The organism is Chitinophaga sp. CC14, from assembly GCF_048957795.1.
In the GTDB taxonomy this organism is placed as follows: Bacteria; Bacteroidota; Bacteroidia; order Chitinophagales; family Chitinophagaceae; genus Chitinophaga; species Chitinophaga ginsengisegetis.
In genome coordinates, this window is record NZ_JARBFY010000005.1 from 142,922 (window position 1) to 160,339 (window position 17,418).

At 47.6% G+C, this 17,418-nt stretch carries 13 protein-coding genes; 1 reads left to right on the top strand and 12 read right to left on the bottom strand.

Annotated elements, in window-relative coordinates; genetic code table 11:
• From PV783_RS20155 to PV783_RS20190, 8 genes are all read right to left on the bottom strand, one after another.
• Positions 1 to 1,422, bottom strand: a complete 1,422-nt coding sequence (locus tag PV783_RS20155; RefSeq protein WP_420989341.1) for a RagB/SusD family nutrient uptake outer membrane protein — start codon at positions 1,420 to 1,422, stop codon at positions 1 to 3.
• A gap of 18 nt (positions 1,423 to 1,440) precedes the next feature.
• On the bottom strand, positions 1,441 to 4,860 hold the full coding sequence (locus tag PV783_RS20160) for a TonB-dependent receptor (RefSeq protein WP_420989342.1): 3,420 nt from the start codon (positions 4,858 to 4,860) through the stop codon (positions 1,441 to 1,443).
• Between the two features lie 403 nt (positions 4,861 to 5,263).
• Complete coding sequence (locus PV783_RS20165; protein ID WP_420989343.1) at positions 5,264 to 6,409, bottom strand: FecR family protein; 1,146 nt, start codon at positions 6,407 to 6,409, stop codon at positions 5,264 to 5,266.
• Positions 6,410 to 6,497: 88 nt separating this feature from the next.
• Positions 6,498 to 7,049, bottom strand: coding sequence for a sigma-70 family RNA polymerase sigma factor (locus tag PV783_RS20170; protein ID WP_168771493.1), 552 nt, complete (start codon positions 7,047 to 7,049; stop codon positions 6,498 to 6,500).
• 151 nt (positions 7,050 to 7,200) lie between these two features.
• A complete protein-coding gene (locus PV783_RS20175) occupies positions 7,201 to 7,620 on the bottom strand; it encodes a hypothetical protein (RefSeq protein WP_111579797.1) in 420 nt (139 codons plus the stop codon).
• A gap of 98 nt (positions 7,621 to 7,718) precedes the next feature.
• Positions 7,719 to 7,919, bottom strand: coding sequence for a hypothetical protein (locus tag PV783_RS20180; protein ID WP_111579796.1), 201 nt, complete (start codon positions 7,917 to 7,919; stop codon positions 7,719 to 7,721).
• A complete protein-coding gene (locus PV783_RS20185) occupies positions 7,912 to 8,493 on the bottom strand; it encodes a mobilome CxxCx(11)CxxC protein (RefSeq protein ID WP_133256257.1) in 582 nt (193 codons plus the stop codon). Before PV783_RS20185 ends, PV783_RS20180 begins: the two co-directional genes overlap by 8 nt.
• A gap of 54 nt (positions 8,494 to 8,547) precedes the next feature.
• Entirely contained in the window at positions 8,548 to 8,835 is a 288-nt protein-coding gene (locus PV783_RS20190) for a hypothetical protein (RefSeq protein WP_111579794.1), read from the bottom strand.
• 617 nt (positions 8,836 to 9,452) lie between these two features.
• Here PV783_RS20190 and PV783_RS20195 point away from each other — a divergent pair.
• A complete protein-coding gene (locus PV783_RS20195) occupies positions 9,453 to 9,737 on the top strand; it encodes a hypothetical protein (RefSeq protein WP_111579792.1) in 285 nt (94 codons plus the stop codon).
• 54 nt (positions 9,738 to 9,791) lie between these two features.
• Here PV783_RS20195 and PV783_RS20200 read toward each other — a convergent pair whose 3' ends face one another.
• From PV783_RS20200 to PV783_RS20215, 4 genes are all read right to left on the bottom strand, one after another.
• Entirely contained in the window at positions 9,792 to 13,022 is a 3,231-nt protein-coding gene (locus PV783_RS20200; protein WP_420989344.1) for a S41 family peptidase, read from the bottom strand.
• A 260-nt stretch (positions 13,023 to 13,282) separates the two neighbouring features.
• Positions 13,283 to 14,125: a glycoside hydrolase gene (locus tag PV783_RS20205; protein ID WP_420989345.1), complete on the bottom strand. Its 843-nt coding sequence runs from the start codon at positions 14,123 to 14,125 to the stop codon at positions 13,283 to 13,285.
• A gap of 37 nt (positions 14,126 to 14,162) precedes the next feature.
• Positions 14,163 to 15,713: a right-handed parallel beta-helix repeat-containing protein gene (locus PV783_RS20210; protein WP_420989346.1), complete on the bottom strand. Its 1,551-nt coding sequence runs from the start codon at positions 15,711 to 15,713 to the stop codon at positions 14,163 to 14,165.
• Positions 15,714 to 15,736: 23 nt separating this feature from the next.
• On the bottom strand, positions 15,737 to 17,407 hold the full coding sequence (locus PV783_RS20215) for a RagB/SusD family nutrient uptake outer membrane protein (RefSeq protein WP_420989347.1): 1,671 nt from the start codon (positions 17,405 to 17,407) through the stop codon (positions 15,737 to 15,739).
• Between the last annotated feature and the right edge of the window lie 11 nt (positions 17,408 to 17,418).

A 17,418-nucleotide genomic window follows, 5' to 3' on the forward strand; every position in this document is an offset into this window, starting at 1 on the left:
TTATTGCTGATAGCCTGGGTTTTGCTCACCGATGGCCGGGTTGTTAAGAAATTCAGTGTGCGGGATAGGCATGATATATTTTACCTTATCGTTTGCCGTGGGCCTCAGTTCCTGTATCAGTGAAGAAGGGAGGCGCAACAGCGACAGCCACTCCTGGCCGTCTTCCCCCACAAGGTTGCGGGCCGTTTCGAGGTACAGCTGTTTGAGCATTTCATTTACGCTTGTAGCGTTATCGGCTGCGGAGAAATCTGTTACGCCGGCATGGCCCATGATATTTTTCAGGATATCGCGGGCGGCGGCGAGGCTGCCGCCGGAACGCACAATGGCTTCTGCTTTCAGGAGGTATACTTCTGTTAAGCGGAGCGCATAGGCTGTTTCTGATAATGGTGTGGGCGTGGATCCTTCCTTGATATATTTCAGGAAGTAGAAGGTACCGGCCGCATACCTGTTGGCGGAACCTATCATCCAGGCGCCGCGGGGATCGTTCGCAAGCAGGGTTTTCAGCGCTGTTTTGGCTACATAGAGAAAAGATGCGCCTGGCCAGTACTGGCGACTGAGCAGGTAGTAGTAGCTTTCCTGGTTCTGCTGTGATTTAATGCCGAGTATTACTTCCGGGCTGGTGAGTCCTTTTACGTAAAAGATATCTTTCATCTGCGGCTCCAGGGTGTATGGGCTGTTGAGGATGATACTGTCTGCCATCGCGGTTATCACGGGGTAATCAGCAGGTTGGCCGTGGCTCATGAGCACTTTCATTTTCAGGGCCATTGCTGCCCAGCGGGTAGCGTAAAATGCTTTGTTTTGTGCCGGGGCGTTGGCGATGGCATCATCGAGGTCTGCGAGGATAGCGGTGTAGCTGTCTTTCACAGAACTACGTGCTTTTGCGGTGGCTCCTACTGTTACAAATTCATCGCGCAGCAGTGCGCCATACGGGCTGCTCAGATCGAACCACTGGCCGAAGTAGCTGAGTATTTTAAAATGGCCGTAAGCGCGCAGGAACCGGGCTTCTGCCAATACTTCTTTTTTACGGTTGTTGGTAAATGCTTTGTCTTCCAGCAGGGAAACGCCTTTTATAAGACCGTTTGCTGCGTTTATTAATTGATAGGAGGATGTCCAGTAAATGCTGCTGAAGAAGGAGTTAGTATAATTGTTGTTTTCCGCGTCATCTTCCCCGTAACCATATCCCATGTACCCCGCAAATACGGCAGGTGGTACTTCGTGTTCAAACCAATCTGTTACGTTATTGGCGGCGTCCACATTGGCAAAGCGGTAATAAACGCCATTGAGGGCGATTTCCGAGGTCCGTTGATCGATGATAGTATTACCATCTACCTTGGCATTTTCCGGTAATTTTCCCAGCTCCTTTTTGCAGGAAGTTCCTGCTATTAATATTGTGCCGAGCAGGGTATATATGATCCTTTTCATAAAATCTTTTTTGTTGTTTTAAAATCCAAAACGAAGACCGATGTTAAACTGCTTTGTTGTGGGGAAGGTGCTTACATCCGTGCTGCCATTGATAAGGCTGTAGGGATTGTTGCTTACTTCCGGATCGGGCCCCGGGTACTTTGTGATGGTAAACAGGTTGGTAGCAGATGCGTACATGGAAGCATCCCTGATGTGCATTGAGGAGGCTATTCTTGCAGGCAGCTGGTAGGTAAGCGTAATGGATTTTAATTTGAGATAGGAACCATCGTAGATATCGTTGCTGGAAGGGCCGGTGGCATTTTCACCTAGCATGAGGCGCGGCCGGGTATTACTGTGGTTTTCCGGTGTCCAGCGGTCTTTTATGCTCACCCCTCTGTTGGCATAGCTATCGAAATATTTATTCTGGATATCTGTGAGATAAAGCAGGTCTCCGCCATAGGAGAAGGTCAGTAAGGTGATCAGACTGAAATTCTTAAAGGTAAAAGTGTTGGTAAAGCCGCCGAAGAAGTCGGGCTGCGACTTTCCTATCACATCGCTTTTAAAGAATCCGTTGTCGCCGATTTCATACATCGGATCGCCGATACCGAGGTATGGGGCAAAGTACCGGGCCAGCGTGAATTCTTTTTTATAGTCTTCCAGTTGCTTTGCATCCTGTATGATGCCTTTCATTTTATAGCCGTAGAAGAGGCCCAGGGGTTCCCCTTTTCTTACGATGCTGTTGCCCTGGATGTAGGAGCTGATTTCCCCGGCATTGGTAAAATCGTCGTTGATGTCGGTTACTTTGCTCCGGTTCCTGGAAATATTGATGGCGCCTGCCCACTGGAATTGTTTGCCTTTGATGAAATCCATGCGGAGGTCCAGTTCCAGTCCTTTGTTATTGATGGTGGCGAAATTGGAGATCACGCTGCTGTAAGATGAGCTGGGCGCCAGTTGTGTAGCCATTAACAGGCCGGTGGTATTTTTTTCATAGTAGCCGAGCACACCGCGCAGGCGGGAGCCAAACAGTTCAAAGTCGAGGCCCAGGTCTTTCTGCAGGGTAGATTCCCATTTAATTTTTTCATTACCCAGCTGTGTTGGAACGAGTGCGTTCACGCCGCCGTAGGAGCCGGGTGTATACAAGGTATAGTAGAGGTTATCGCCAAAATTCTGCGTACCGGTATAACCACCACTGGCTCTGAGTTTCAGTTCATTTACCCACGTTGCTTTTTTCATGAAGGGTTCCTCAGAAATGCGCCACGCTATACCGCCGGAGGGGAAGTAACCCACGCGGTTATCTTTCGGGAATTTGGAAGATGCGTCTGAACGGCCGGTGAAGGTGAACAGGTATTTTTCTTTCAATGCGTAGTTAGCGCGCATGTAGAAACTCAGCAGGGAGTTCTGGCCGGAGATACCGGTTCCGGGTAAAGTAACTGCTGCGGAGGAAAGGTTGTTCAGGTATTTATCGTCCGGAAAACCCTGTCCGCTGGCGGAAAAGGAGTTGTAACGGTATTTCTGCCAGGAGGTACCACCGAGGAGATTTAGCCGGTTATTTTTATTGAACTGTTTATCCCAGGTAAGGGTATTTTCAAAGAAGAGGTTTACATCTTCTGTTTGCGACTGTGAGCCGGTGCCGCCATTGGAGTCGTCTACTCCGCTGGGGGACGCGATCACTGCCGAACTGGGTACATAGTTCAGCTGGTGGTAGTTGTTATAATTGACAGATACCGTAGATCTGAATTTCAGGTCTTTCAGTACGTCGTAGTCGCCTGAGAGAGATCCCAGGAGGGAAGATGTTTTTCCTTCGTTGATCCCATCCAGGAGGATCATCGGATTTTGATTGCCCTGGTAGTCGTACCCACCTATCTGCGAACCCAGGAAGCGGTAATAAGAGCCGTCGGGGTTGCGCTCAGGCAAGGTAGGCGGTGCAAAGAATGCCGCCGGATAAATACCGTTGGTGATGTTATTTTTCGTGAAGCCGTAGTCGAGATTAGTGATGATCCTGAAGCGGCTGGTGATTTCATTATCGAGACTGATTTTACCGGAGATACGGGAGAAATCAGTTCCGAGCACTACGCCCTGCTGCTTGTTATATCCCAGCGAAGTATAGTACCGGGAGCCGGAGCCACCGCCACGCACGGAGATATCGGCGTTCTGCGAGGTAGCGTTACGGAGTACGAGGCCGAGCCAGTCGGTGTTAGCTGTACCAAGACTGGATGGGTTCTTAATGATATTATCCGCCTTTGTGCTGGAGGCCTCGCCTGCTGCTGCGCGGGCGGTATTCAGGTTTACCGCGGCTTCTGTAAGCAGCGAGATATAATCCGTAGCGTTGAGCAGTTTTTCTTTGATGGGCGTGCTGACGCCTGCATAGTAATTGGCTTCCAGCACTGGTTTCTGGTTCAGTTTACCTTTTTTGGTGTTGATGATAATAACGCCGTTGGCTGCTTTGGAACCGTAGATAGCGGTAGCAGAAGCATCTTTCAGGATATCGATGCTTTCGATATCGTTGATATTTAACCCGGCGAGGCTGTTGAGGCCGCGGGAGAATGAACCGCTTACCGTGTTATTGGGATCATCGCTGCCGGCTCTTTCGATGGGGTTTACCACTTCCGCCTGGTTCTGGATGTACCTGTTTTGAATGGTTACCTGTACGCCATCGATGATGTAGAGGGGATCGTTGCCGCCGAGCAGGGAGGTACCGCCGCGGATGCGGATTTTTGCCACGCCGCCGGGGGAGCCGTCGGACTGGGTAACCTGTACGCCTGCAGCTTTACCGGCGAGCGCCTGGTCGATGCTCACAAAAGAGATGTTCTTTACTTCGTCCACATTTACCGAGGCCACCGAGCCGGTGAGGTCTTTTCTTTTAGTGCTGCCGTAGCCTACTACCACGTATTGGTTCAGGTCATCTACTTTAGCTTTCAGTTCCACTTCGATGGTGAATTTGCCGCCCATGCTGACGGTTTTGGACTCAAAGCCTACGCATGAAATGAGCAGCACTGCGCGCGCGTCGGTGTTACGAAGAATAAAGAACCCTGTTTGATCGGTGATAGCAGCCGTATTACTGCCTTTTACACGGACCGATACGCCCGGTACAGGATTACCTTTACTGTCCACTATTTTACCGCGCACATCTTCCGGGGGGAGTGCTTCCTCGTTGCTTTGGGTGGTTGCTTTCCTGGAAATAACGATGGTGTTGCCTTCTATGTCGAAGGTTAGCGGTTTATCCTTCAGCAATTTTCCCAGTGCAGCTTTTAGCGGAACTTCCCGGATCTCTGCCGACACAGGACTCACATCTGACAGATCTTTACTCCGGTAAAAAAACACGTACCCGGTTTGTTGTTTGATTACACTGAACAGTTGCTGCAGCGGCATATCCTTGCAGGACACTGTAACCGTTTGTGAAACTCCACTGGCACAAACGTGTAAAGCCAGTACCGTTAATAAAACTGCGGTCATTCTCATTACTCGCCAGATTTTGGTGACATAATTGGTCCCTGGTTGTGGGTACCTTCCAATAACAAGTGAACGAACCAATGACATGGAAAACCCATGCGGGTTGCGAACAACATTAATTTTCATACCTTAGATTGGTTTTTGGTTGACAAAATGTTTCTCATCCGCCTTTGCAGGCAGTGAAAAGCTTTCCTGAACAGGGTTAACCATTGATCAAAACCTGGTGCGGACGCCAATCTTGACACCAGGTTTTTTTTATGGATGAAACATAAGATCTCCGCGTCCGGTGGACCTCATCAATTCATAACATGATATTACTGGATAGCTATCTGTGCAGGCGTTGGTAAGCCTGGCAACATTGGTTGTTTCGCTGACGTTGGTGGTATCAGCTATGGTTGGTTATTGATTTAGCTTATGGATAAATAATGATCCGTCTCCCCTCCTCTACTTTAAAGTTTATTTTTGCCTGTGACAATACTTTTAACAATTGTTCCTGTGTAAGACTTCTTCCTATTTCCCCGGTAAATGTTTCTCCGGGTATTTTATCGCTGTATTTTACTTCTATATTATACCACCTGGATAATTGCCGCATTACGGTAGGGATATCCGCCTCTTCAAAAGAAAAATACCCGTTCTTCCAGGCGATGGCACCGTTTACATCTACCCTGCCTACTTTTATAATCCCGTCGCCTGCCGGTGTAGCCTTTGCCTGCTGACCAGGGTTGAGATGGCGCATCGCACTGCTTGTTTTTACCAGCACCGCTCCTTCCAGCAGGGTGGTATTGATGGTGCTTTCATCTGCATAGGCATTGATATTGAAATGTGTGCCCAGCACCAATACTTCCATGTTGTTTACCTTTACCGTAAAAGGGCGTTCCACATCGCCGGCCACTTCAAAATACGCTTCACCTGTGATACTCACCGTTCTCTCCTTTCCCGTAAACGCCGTGGGATAGCTGATAGATGAGCTGGCATTCAGCCATACATCTGTGCCATCCGGCAGGGTGATTTTATACTGCCCGCCGCGGGGCGTGCGTAATACATTATAAGCTACTGCAGATGCTGTTGCCTCCTCGTTTTTATATACGATTTGTCCGTGCGTGGTTTTCTCTACTTTACTATTCCCCTGTACTGTGAGTACTCCCGTACCGGCACTGTCGAGGTTTACCACCGTTCCATCTGCCAGCGTGAGCGTGGCTTTATCGCTTCCGGGCATGATGGTCGCCGCTTTTTCTGCGAGCACCTGTTTTTTACCTGACTGCCATACATAGAAGCTGGCGCCTGCCGTTACCAGCAATAATACGGCCGCTGCCACTTTCCATCCCTTGCGGCGTTGCATGGGCACTACCCGCGACGCCGGCGCTGTAGCCGCTATCAGCCGGTGGCGCATCCGTTGCTCCATTGCTGCTTCGGTTTCTGTTTCAGCTACGGTTAAGCGAGCCGTCAGGCTTTGCTCATCATACGCATTGTACCATTGCAGCAAACGGTCCTTCTCCTCGTCACTGGCCGCTCCGGCAAGGTACTTTTTTGATAGTATGGCCAGTTCATTCATTTCCATCCGTGATAATAATTTACAGGGTCCTATATAGTAATGTCCGGAAAGAAGGGTGCTACCCTACCTCCGGTAAAAAAAATTTATGGGTATTTTAAAAAAGGGCGTGAAAGTAGTTCCGGAACTGGAGCCGGAGTCGATGCAGGGCTTTGGTGATATGCTTTTCCACGGCTTTTTCGGAGATCTTCAGCTCGGTGGCGATTTCCCGGTTGCTCATGCCCATATTGCGGCTATAGTCGAATACGATGCGGCATTTTTCGGGCAGTTGCTTTAATTGTTCCTGCATGGATTGCTGGAGGAAATGCAGCTGGGCGGTGTCGTCTGTAACAGCCTGTACGGCTTCCGGGAGGGTTTCCACGGCTGCTACGGGGATCATTTTTGACAATTGTGTAAATACGGCGTACCTGTTGGCAGTAGCCAGGTAGGCCGGCAGCGACCGGATGATGGTTTGCGATCTGCGTTGCCAAAGGCCGGTAAGTACGTCCTGGACCACATCTTCCGCCAGTTCACGGGAACGCAGGCGGTCGTAGGCCAATACGTACAAACGTTTCCAGTAACGGTTGTAAATTTCTGTAAAGGCGTTGTGATCATCTTTACCCATCAGCTGAACCAGCTCATCATCAGCATAGTAGGAGTAATCGCTCATCATCTCTTATAAAAATGCCTGCAATTGGTTGATATTTCCGGAGATTGTTATGAACCCAAAGCTAAGGTATAAGGGGATGAGAAACAAGGGGTAGGGAGAAATGGGAGGATTTGGGGGATGGGATGGACGTCTTTGTCATCCTGGCTGGTCACTAAGGATTATTTGCCTTTATAACCTCCCATAACAGCCTACTGATTCTTTCCTCATCTGTTACATGGAAATAGGAGGCCAGTTGTTTAATAATCTCAGATGTCCAGACTATCCGCTCCACAGGTGATGAACGTTTCGCAATAAAATCCCGGATAAATATGTCATTTAACTCAGGAATCAGACCTTCAAACATGGCACCCCAATAGCGTGGTTCTTCCTCCAAACTGATAGGGGGAAGTATTGAATATCTCTCGTAACTATATCGTATATCATTAATGTTGGGCGTCCGATCTTTGAAACTAAAGGATATGCGATTCACTAATACATATGTTTGTAGCATTCCCAAAGTATCCGGATATGCCTCGGTTATTGTTTTAATCAATCCTGCAATACTTAATGCTTCTTTGCCTAAATTGCTCATTTACGTTTTTTATTGGAGTTAAGACTATACAAAAGATATATTTGGTAAAATATATTTAGTATTTGTTACAAAGATAAACCGCAAAGTGGTTTCCAAATTTATCTTTGACAACATGGACAGGTTGAAGAGGCTGAAGGACCTGTAACTCGTTTAGTTTCCTCGTTTAATTTTTCGCGTTTCTGAAATCGATCATTTTCCCACATAGACTGCTCTTCCTTAAGAAACTTACGAACTTCTTCTTTCTCATTTGGAGAGAGATTCATAAATCCGGCTAAAACGGCATTAACTGATTTACTCATACTTTAACTTTAAGAGGTTAAATTTATATTTACCACATAGATTACATTGCGTTGATTCCATTGAAACCGGGATTTCATCACACTCCAAACACTTTAATCTCACCTGCCGGAGGCCTGCACGATGAGCAATTCTAGTTTCATGATCATCAAATGGGTATTTATCATCCTGATTGTTCTGCTGGGAGTCTAAATTTAGAAGCTCAATATATTCCCCAGTTATATCTCCATTTTTTTCTGTCAATAACGTATATCCTTCAAATAACTTCCGATTACCTAGTGTACTTTCCAAATAGCTTGATCTTCGCTCTTCCCAATTGTACGTGAGAGATAGAACGGATAAGACGACCTGGAACAGTCCTAGAGGCCCGGCTATCCATATAGCAATTATCGTTAAATTCCCAGTGCCGTACGTAAGTACGATTGATCCTATTAATATTGGCACCATGACACCCAATGTCGTATTGAATCGAATCCACTTCTCCATTCTACGCATACGTTTAGAATAAACATAATGCGTCCCATAGGCATATGCCGCCTTAACCTTGCAATCGTTCTTAATTGTTTCAGGGTTCATAATGGTATTGTCTAATTCCAATAGCCAAGGAAGCAAAAAAATATGCCATCTTCATTACGATTGCTGTTTCATGGTGGATAAATCATTGGTCAATGCTTGTTCATCATAAACCGACAGGCTCCCTCCTCTTAAAAATGAATAATACTCCCTGCCCAACTTAAGAGCTAACTGCCGATCATCTGTACGCAATGCTTGCTGATAAACTGCATGTTTTGCCGATAATGCAGCTTCGTATTCAGCTTTTCTGGTGTCCTCTTTTTTCTTTTTAATATTATCATGTCGAAAGGCCAAGTAGACAATAACAATTACAAAGACAATTAGAAGGAAGGCGTTCAGTGTCATAGTTTAGGAATTATTGTTATTCAACTTTTTTTCCTCAGTGATCTTGTATAGCTTTTCATTTATTTTGTCCAAATAGAATACAATATCATTAATTCTCAATACCCATCTGATAATCACTATCTGGACTGCGAAAAACAAGACTCCTATGATAAGGAAAAGTATGGGGTCGCTGAGATTGTTCATAAGTATAGATTTACAGATTGTTTATAATAATTCATAGTAATACCCACCGTGGGAACGAGAAGTACTATAATTAATACAGAAAAACTATTAAAATGACAAATAAGAAGCTTTTCATATAATGATTTTGGCCATTGCAACTTTCCTCTACCTATAGTTTCTTTGATCTATGATATTGTACCTGCATCTTCAAGCATGTCATCGCCTTCGAAAATCTCATGAAGCTTTCTTTATCAAATATTTTTATTGGAAAGCCTAGTTTGATATTCCGCAATAAGGAATGGGCAACGTTTAGGATGAATTTCTCTCAGCAGTGCTGAGAGTTTTGTACACCATCAACGGCCGCCATTGCATATAACTAATAACTAATATAATAATACTTTTAACAACATCGTGATAGATAAATAGTTATTTAATTGTCCTTTTTAACTGGATTTATGGCTGAAACTTATACAATAATATGGAATGGAAATGTAATCGGAAGTATATCCGATTTAAGAGCTGACATGTCCTTTTCCGAAGGGATATATACGCCTGCGATTTCGGCGGAAGCGAAAACATTTACAGAACTGATAACTAGTTTTGATATCCAGGTTACTTTCAAGGATCCTAATAAAGGAACCAACATTACTTTAGTTTCTAAAAACGATTCCACAATCAGTATGAACTTTATTGTGCTTGCACTTTTGGATAATCTTTTAAGCTTACGAAAAATTAAATAAACAAAAAAGCCCCTGCAGCATTCACTACAGGGGCTCTCCTATCATTAACCCATTTTATTTAATTTCCTGCAACATCTCCTTCACCGCAGCTTCCAGCTGGGCATCCTTACCAGCCAGGAACTCTTCATAACGAAGCGGCACCCTGATGTCCGGTTCTATCTGGAGGTTTTCGGTGGGGCGGCCTTCTTTACCGATAGTGCCTACCATTGGAATACCGAATACCATTGTTGGATCGATCTGTGTTTCCCACCAAACGGCGGTACCGGTGCCGGGTACGGGCATACCGATGAGTTTACCGATGTTACCCTGTTTGTAAATGTATGGGAAGATGAATGCATCGCTGTAGTTGCCTTCGCTCATGAGTACGCAGCTCGGCGCCTGCCATTGGCCGGTGGGTTCACCGCCTTTGAGCTTTTCGCCCTGTGGCGCAAACTCGAGGTACTTTTTACCACTGAGGAAGTTGTACAGGTCGTCGTGCAGCCATCCGCCGCCGTTGAAGCGGGTATCTACGATGAGGGCTTTCTTATCGCGGTTGCGGCCCATTACTTCATCGTATACGGAACGGTAGCTGGCGTCGTTCATGCCTTGTACATGTACGTAGCCTACTTTACCGTTGCTGAGTTTATCTACCATTTCGCGGGTATGTTCTACCCAGCGTTTATACATGAGCGTAGTTTCTTCGCCGGCGGATATGGGTTTCACGGTTTCTTCCCAGCGGGCTTTGGTATCCGGGTTGTAGATGCTTACCAGGATGTTGTTTCCTGCTTTGCGGTTCAGTAACGATGCCCAGTCGGATGCAGCGGTGATGCTTTCGCCATCGATTTTTTCGATGATGTTACCTTTCTTCAGTTTGCTGGCGGCTTTATCAAAGGGACCACCGGCAATGATGTCGTCTACTTTGAGGCCATCGGCAGTGGAGGTTTCATCATACAGTAAACCTAAGGATGCGGTAGCGTCGCCATTCAGCAGCTGGGGAGAGTAGCGGCCGCCGGTATGGGAGCCGTTCAGCTCTCCGAGCAGTTCGCTCAGCAATTCTTCAAAATCGTAGTTGTTGCTGATGTGCGGAAGGAAGCGTGCATAGTTATCGCCGTACATTTTCCAGTCGATGTTACGGATAGTTGGATCATAAAACTTCTCCTTTACCTGTTTCCATGCGTGCCAGAAAATATATTTACGTTCTTCGTCCTGGTTGAGTGATAGTTCCGTGCTGATAGACACCGGCGTAATTTTGCCACTGTTGGCGTCTACTTTTACCACGCTGCCACGGTTGCTGACGAAGAGGGTGTTACCATCTTTGCTTAGTTCAATGCCGCCGGGTGTGCCGCCTAACTTAGCGAGGATCTTTGTTTCGCCGGTTCTTGGTTCTGTTACCCAGAGGTCGTATCCTTTTTCGAAAGCAGCCATGTAGTATAGCTTACCGGCATCTTTGCTCAGCACATAGTCGCTGATGGAGGCGCTGTTGATGGTAAGTTTTACTTTCCTGTTTTCGAGATTATTGAAATCAGGATGGAATGCTTTTTTTGTGTCGGCAGAATCTTTGGCTTTCAGCGCAGAGTCTTTCGCTGCTTTGCCACCGGCTGCTTCTTTTTCTTTCAGGAGATTGAATTCATCTTTCGACAGCTTATAATTGTCGTATGCTTCCTGGTCGAAGAAGATGGCGTAGATATCTACTTCCCGGCTGCCTTGCTGGGCGAGGGATTTACGCCCTTCGCGGCTGCTGGTCCAGGTGAGCATTTTTCCGTTGACGGCCCATTTGGTGTTGCCTTCGCCGAAGCCGCTGTTCACAGGGTAAATGGATGTTCCTTTACCATCGGCAGGGATGAGCGAAGCATTCTTTGTGATGAAATAACCCTGCTGGTCATCTGCGGCTATCCATTTACCGTCCGGGCTCCATTCAAAGCTCCAGTCGCCATCCGAGTAGGAATGGTTGCGGCCTGCGGGCAACAACGTGCGACTTTTACCGGAGGCGATGTTAAATACTTTGAGGATATTACGGTTCTCGATATAGGCAATTTCTTTTCCATCCGGTGAAAACAGCGGCTGGAATTCTTCTGCTGATGTGGCAATCACCGGTTCTTCCTTCAGCAGGGTGGCGGCAAAAAAGTAGGGTTCTTCTTTGCGTACTTTGGTAGTCTGATAGATGTCCCAGTTACCGTTGCGCTCTGCTGCATAGATGAGGCGTTTACCATCGGGCGACCACTGCACCATTCTTTCCTGTTGAGGAGTGTTGGTGATGCGTTTGGTAAGATTGCCCTCCACACTGGTAACAAACACTTCCCCCCTGGCCACAAACGCCATTTCCTTCCCGTCCGGGCTCATGGCAAATTCGGTGGTGTTGCCACTCACTGGTACATTTTTTACGGTACCGGCCCTGCCGTCGTTGAAGATGCTTACTTCCAGTTTACGTGGTTGTTCGCCTTCTTTCAGCGTATATATTTCACCGTTATAGGTAAAGCAAAGGGTGTTGTTATCTGCCCTGGATAGGTTGCGCACCGGGTGTTTGGTAAAGGTGGTAAGCTGCTGCATGCTGGCTTTATCTGTGAGCGCACCTTTGAAGAGGTTCTGTGAGATACCGCCTTTTTCGCTGAGATAATAAATATCGTTGCCATTACCGAATACGGGTTCCCTGTCTTCCCCAACATATTCTGATACTTTTTCGTAGCTGCCTTTTGCAAGATCCATTACCCAGATATCACGGGTAACAGAGGACACGTGGTGTTTACGCATCGGATCTTCATATCCTTTCCGGTCCTGGAAAATTACTTTATTGCCTGCTTTGTTGTAATGCGCTACGTCGGCTCCTGCGGCGCTAAGCAGTGTTGCGCGGCCACCGGTTACCGGAACGGTATACATGTTCCTGAAGAGGCGGTAAGGAAACCTTACGCTGGCTGCGGGCGCGTTTCGTGCACTTCCGAAAAGCACCTGCTTATTGTCGGTGGTGAAGTCGTACGGGAAATCGCCGGCGCTGTTGATGGTGAGGCGTACCGGTGCGCCGCCTGCGGCGGGCATCACAAATACATCGAAGTTGCCATAACGATCGCTGGCAAAGGCAATGTATTTGCCATCGTGACTCCATACCGGGAGCATGTCGTGGGCTTCATGAATGGTAAGTGGAACGGCCACTCCACCTTTGGTATCTACCCGGTAAATATCTCCTTTATAACCGAAGGCAATGGTGTTACCATCGGGAGAGATAGCGGGGTTCCTGAGCCATAGGGCATTTTCCTGGGCATAGGCAGTAGCGGCCATGAGGATGGCTGCACATCCGAATAATAATCTCTTCATAAGCGGTGATTAGAAATCTGTTGTTAACCAACTAAAGAAGCTGGTGCGCCAATGTATAAAAATAACTGCTTTTTATCAAGGGAGAAAGTGACCAGTGGTTATTTGAAGGTAAAGAGGATAAACCGTGGGCAGTACAAATGGGGCTGTAATACCAGCAGCGTTATCATCTCCCGTAAATTAGTATATATTTTGGGAGATAGTTTAATAAAAAACCTTGCAGTAATAAGATACTGCAAGGTCTTCAGTAATATTACTTATTGCTACCAGGCGCGGTTGCGGCCAACGTAGATATTTTTAGCATTGTAATAAGTATCTCCGGCAGGGCCGCTGCTGCCGCTGGAGCCTTCCATCTGCATGTTGATGATAATATACATAGGCTTGTCTACAAAGTTGGCCACATGCATTCCTTTCCATACGTTGTCGATGTAATAATGAATGTTCACATCAGTAGCGCTTACTTTAGTAATCCAAACGCGGTAATTGTGCCAGTTGCCGGGGGATGAAACATTTGTTAAGATACTGGACACATCCTGCCAGGTTCTGAAAGTATTCTGCCAGTTGGTGGCATTTCCTTTGAACTCCAGGATATCGCTTTCCGGAGGCCAGCTGTTAACGCCGGTAAGCCAGAAGGCAGGCCAGGAACCGGCTACAGACGGCGCCTGAAAATCACCTTTTACTTCCCACTCAGGAAACTGGTCGTTGATCAGTACCTGTGCTTTGGCATGTACAGCACCGCTGTGATAATGAATAGGAAGGTACGGATCGCTGCTACTGTTGCCTTCGTTCCAGTTGATGCGTGTGGCCTTAATAGTAAGGATTCCTGCGTTCAGGTAAATGTGATTATGATCAGAAGTGCTGCCGTACATACGTGCGGTACCGTTATGATCCGAACCCCAGGGATACAGGTAGTTCCAGGCTGCTTCAAATGCACTGTAACTGGCAAATGAACTGTTGTCCAGCACGGTTTCCCAGGTGAGTGCGGCAGCTGCCTCCGTTTTTGTACGGGCTGATTCAACCGGCTGGAGTTTGTCGGCCGCCTGTTTTCCGCAGGACAGGATCATGGAACTGGTGAGCGCCAATAGGATTTTCATACTTGGTTTCATAAAGTGGAGTTTTTATGGTGAATAATAGAATGCTTCCTTATTTCCCATCTACGCCTATATTGGGGGGTAACGATAACGGGGTCCCGTACAGGTCTGTTGCTATTTTATCCGGTAGTGCAGCGCCTTTTCTCAAAGCGGGTGAACCTGGCTGCAAACGAAAAACTTCCAGCGCTTCCATGCCAGGCATGCCGGTTAACGGGGCTGCCTGGAATTGCGGATCTTTCGTAACAGCCGTTTTGTCGGCCGGCCGGTTAAGGTGTGTGCCGAAATAGAGATTGTTACTGTAGATATTACGTTTGCTTTTATTCATTATGTAATCTGCCGTGCTGCGGGTATAAAAAATGTTGTTGGCGAACCAGGTGCTGTCGGCATAACCAAACCAGTTACCCATTTCCACCAGGGTGCTGTCCATTTTAATGTCTCTTTCCGGCAGATAGATAATGTTGTTGTATATACGCGTATTTACTACGGGGCCGGTTATATGAAAAACCGGCGCGAAGCCGGCATGTTTACCGGTAGTGCGCAAGCCATCGTTCATGCTAACGTTATAACGGATGATGGTTCCTTTATTGCCGCTGCTCTGTGAAGCACCAGCGCTTCCGTCGTTACATACCAGTACAAAGCCGCCATCGTTATCATGACTGTAATTATATTGTATCACGGTGTTATTGCAGTTCCAGTCGGAGTCAAAACCTTGTCCGTCCCACGGCGCTTTGTGATCGCTTACTTCATTGTATTGAATCAGTGCATTATCGCAGCTCCAGGGCCATATGCCTGCAGCTGATTCCGTATCGGGTAATAAGCGGGGGCAATCCCGCATGATATTGTACTCCACCAGTACGCCATCGCAGCCGGTGGGCACAATGCCATCGCCGGGTACGCCCTCTATCAGGTTGCCGCGGATCACTACATGCTCGTTGGGGAACCAGTCTGTTCTGGACCAGTTGCCGTTAACAAGGATGCCGTTGCGCTGACAACGTTTGATAGTGCAATCTGCCACCAGGATGCTATCGAATTTTGAGCGGGTATGCCGGCCACCGTTACTGAAAATGATCCCTGCGCCGCCGCCGTCATTCTTCACCAGGCTGCCGTTTACATCATGCACGTCTATATTTTTGAGATAGATATTAGAGGCGACACCATAGTCAGATAACTGTACCTGTACTCCCGCGCGGTGCGCCTTAATATCTGCGCCATAGTTGGAAATATCCAGGTTGCGGATCTCCCAGCCTTCTGTATTCAGCAGGTATAACGTTGCAGGCATTACACCATTGCCCTGGATGCGCGGTTTGTATCCGTCGCCATACTGATCAATGGTGATCAGCTGCTGCGCGTGGCCGCTTCCCTGTGGCTTTAGCTGCCCTTCGTAGATGCGGCCTGCGCGGAAGCAGATCTGATCACCCGGTTCAAAAACGTGGCTGTTCACCTGCTGTAAACTGCGCCAGGGTTGTTGTTCCGACAGTCCGTTGTTCGTATCTTTACCGGTCAGCGCATCTATATAATACGTGCGGGGTATGGCCGCAACAGCAGGTAAACTTATTATCATGGCGAATAGCACCGCGCTCTGAAAAACCTTTCTGATATTCATTTCAGTTATCTTTTAAAATACATTTACCAGCCAGGTGTTTGTGTAAGGGCAGATGATTTCATTTTCTCCGCCTGTGGTATCGGATACCAGTACATTTTGGGCTGAAACACCCTTCCTTCCACCTCTACTTTTTCATACGTAAATGTAGCAGCGTTGGTGCGGGTAATGTTTACGCCATATACCGGTGTATTAAACAATGCCACACCCAGTTCCCAGCGGCGCACATCCCAATAGCGGTGTTCTTCAAAGGCCAGTTCCACTCTTCTTTCATTGCGCAGTTTATCGCGGAGAGTGGCTGTGTTCCATTGACCGGCCAGCAGCAGCGGCATCTTTACCGATGCGCGGTCACGTACTTTGTTAATGGCTTCAATGGCGGTTAAGCCAAAGCCCTGCGGGTCCTGATCGGGACCGTATGCCTCGTTCATGGCTTCCGCGTAATTGAGGTAAATTTCACCGAGGCGGAACAGGATCCAGGTGTGTACGCTGGTTTTATTCTGTACCAGGTCGAGGTTTTCATCCACGTACTTTTTCAGGTAGTAGCCTGTTTTAGTAGCGCGGTCTACTCCCCTCCCTTCGCGGCCGCCGGTATATGCTTCCACGGCGCGGCCTTTCCACTGGGAATTATTGAGGATCACGGTCATGACTAAACGCGGATCGCGGTTATCGTATGGATGCGCTGCCTGATCGGGGTTACTCCAGTTAAAAGTGCTGCCATCAGCCATTTCATAGGCATCCACCAGGTTTTGCGTAGGTGTGGTGCCGCTGCCGCCGCCATCATAACCGATGGGATAGTTGGCCCGTTCAAAGCCATTGCCGGGAGCATAGCGATGCGCAAAAATGATTTCTTTACTGGTGGTGCTGCGGAACAGTGCGCGGTAATCATTTTCCAGCTGATAGGCATTCAGGTCTATCACTTCCTTTGCTGCTTTTGCGGCAGCTATCCAGCGCTCCTGTAAGTGTCCTTTATTATTGAGAGTACTTGCATAATAGAGAAGCATACGACTTTTCAGCGCCAGTGCAGCACCTTTTGTGGCCCTGCCAAGATCGTTATCAGACACGGTTACCGCCAGATGCGCTGCCGCGGAATCGCATTCCGAGGTGATAAACTGTACGCATTCATCGTAGGTATTACGTGGCAGGTTGAGACTATCTGACAACGCCAGTGTTTTGGTAATGAGCGGTACGCCGCCATAGCGTGTTACCAGTTCAAAATAAAAGTAGGCGCGCAGGAAGCGGTTCTCATAGCGCCAGCGCTCCAGGTCGGCCGTCATGTTGCGGTACGTTTGCTGTGCGGTGGCGTCGGGGTTGAGCTTATACATGTTGAGATCCACATTACCGGATTGTTCCAGGTAAAGATTGGTACGACGTATAGCCGTGTAAGTGGTATTCCAGTTATCGTCCGGGTTTATGTAGGGGTTCCAGCTGCCGTTATTGTAGCGTTGAATGGCGCTGCCTTCCCAGGTAAACTCAGCGTCGTCTGTGGCGGCGTCCAGCATGGCATTATCCAGCCGGTTAAAGCCATCGGGCAGGAAGCCGTAGGTACCTATGAGGAAGTCGCGGGTTCTGGCGTAGGAAGTAAATACTTCGTCTTTCGTCAGTTCTGTACTAATCTGTCTGTCCAGGAAATCTTTTTTACAGGAGGTTGTGATGAGTGTAACTGCTCCTGTAAAAAATAACCAAAACTTATATTTCATAACCTTGAAAT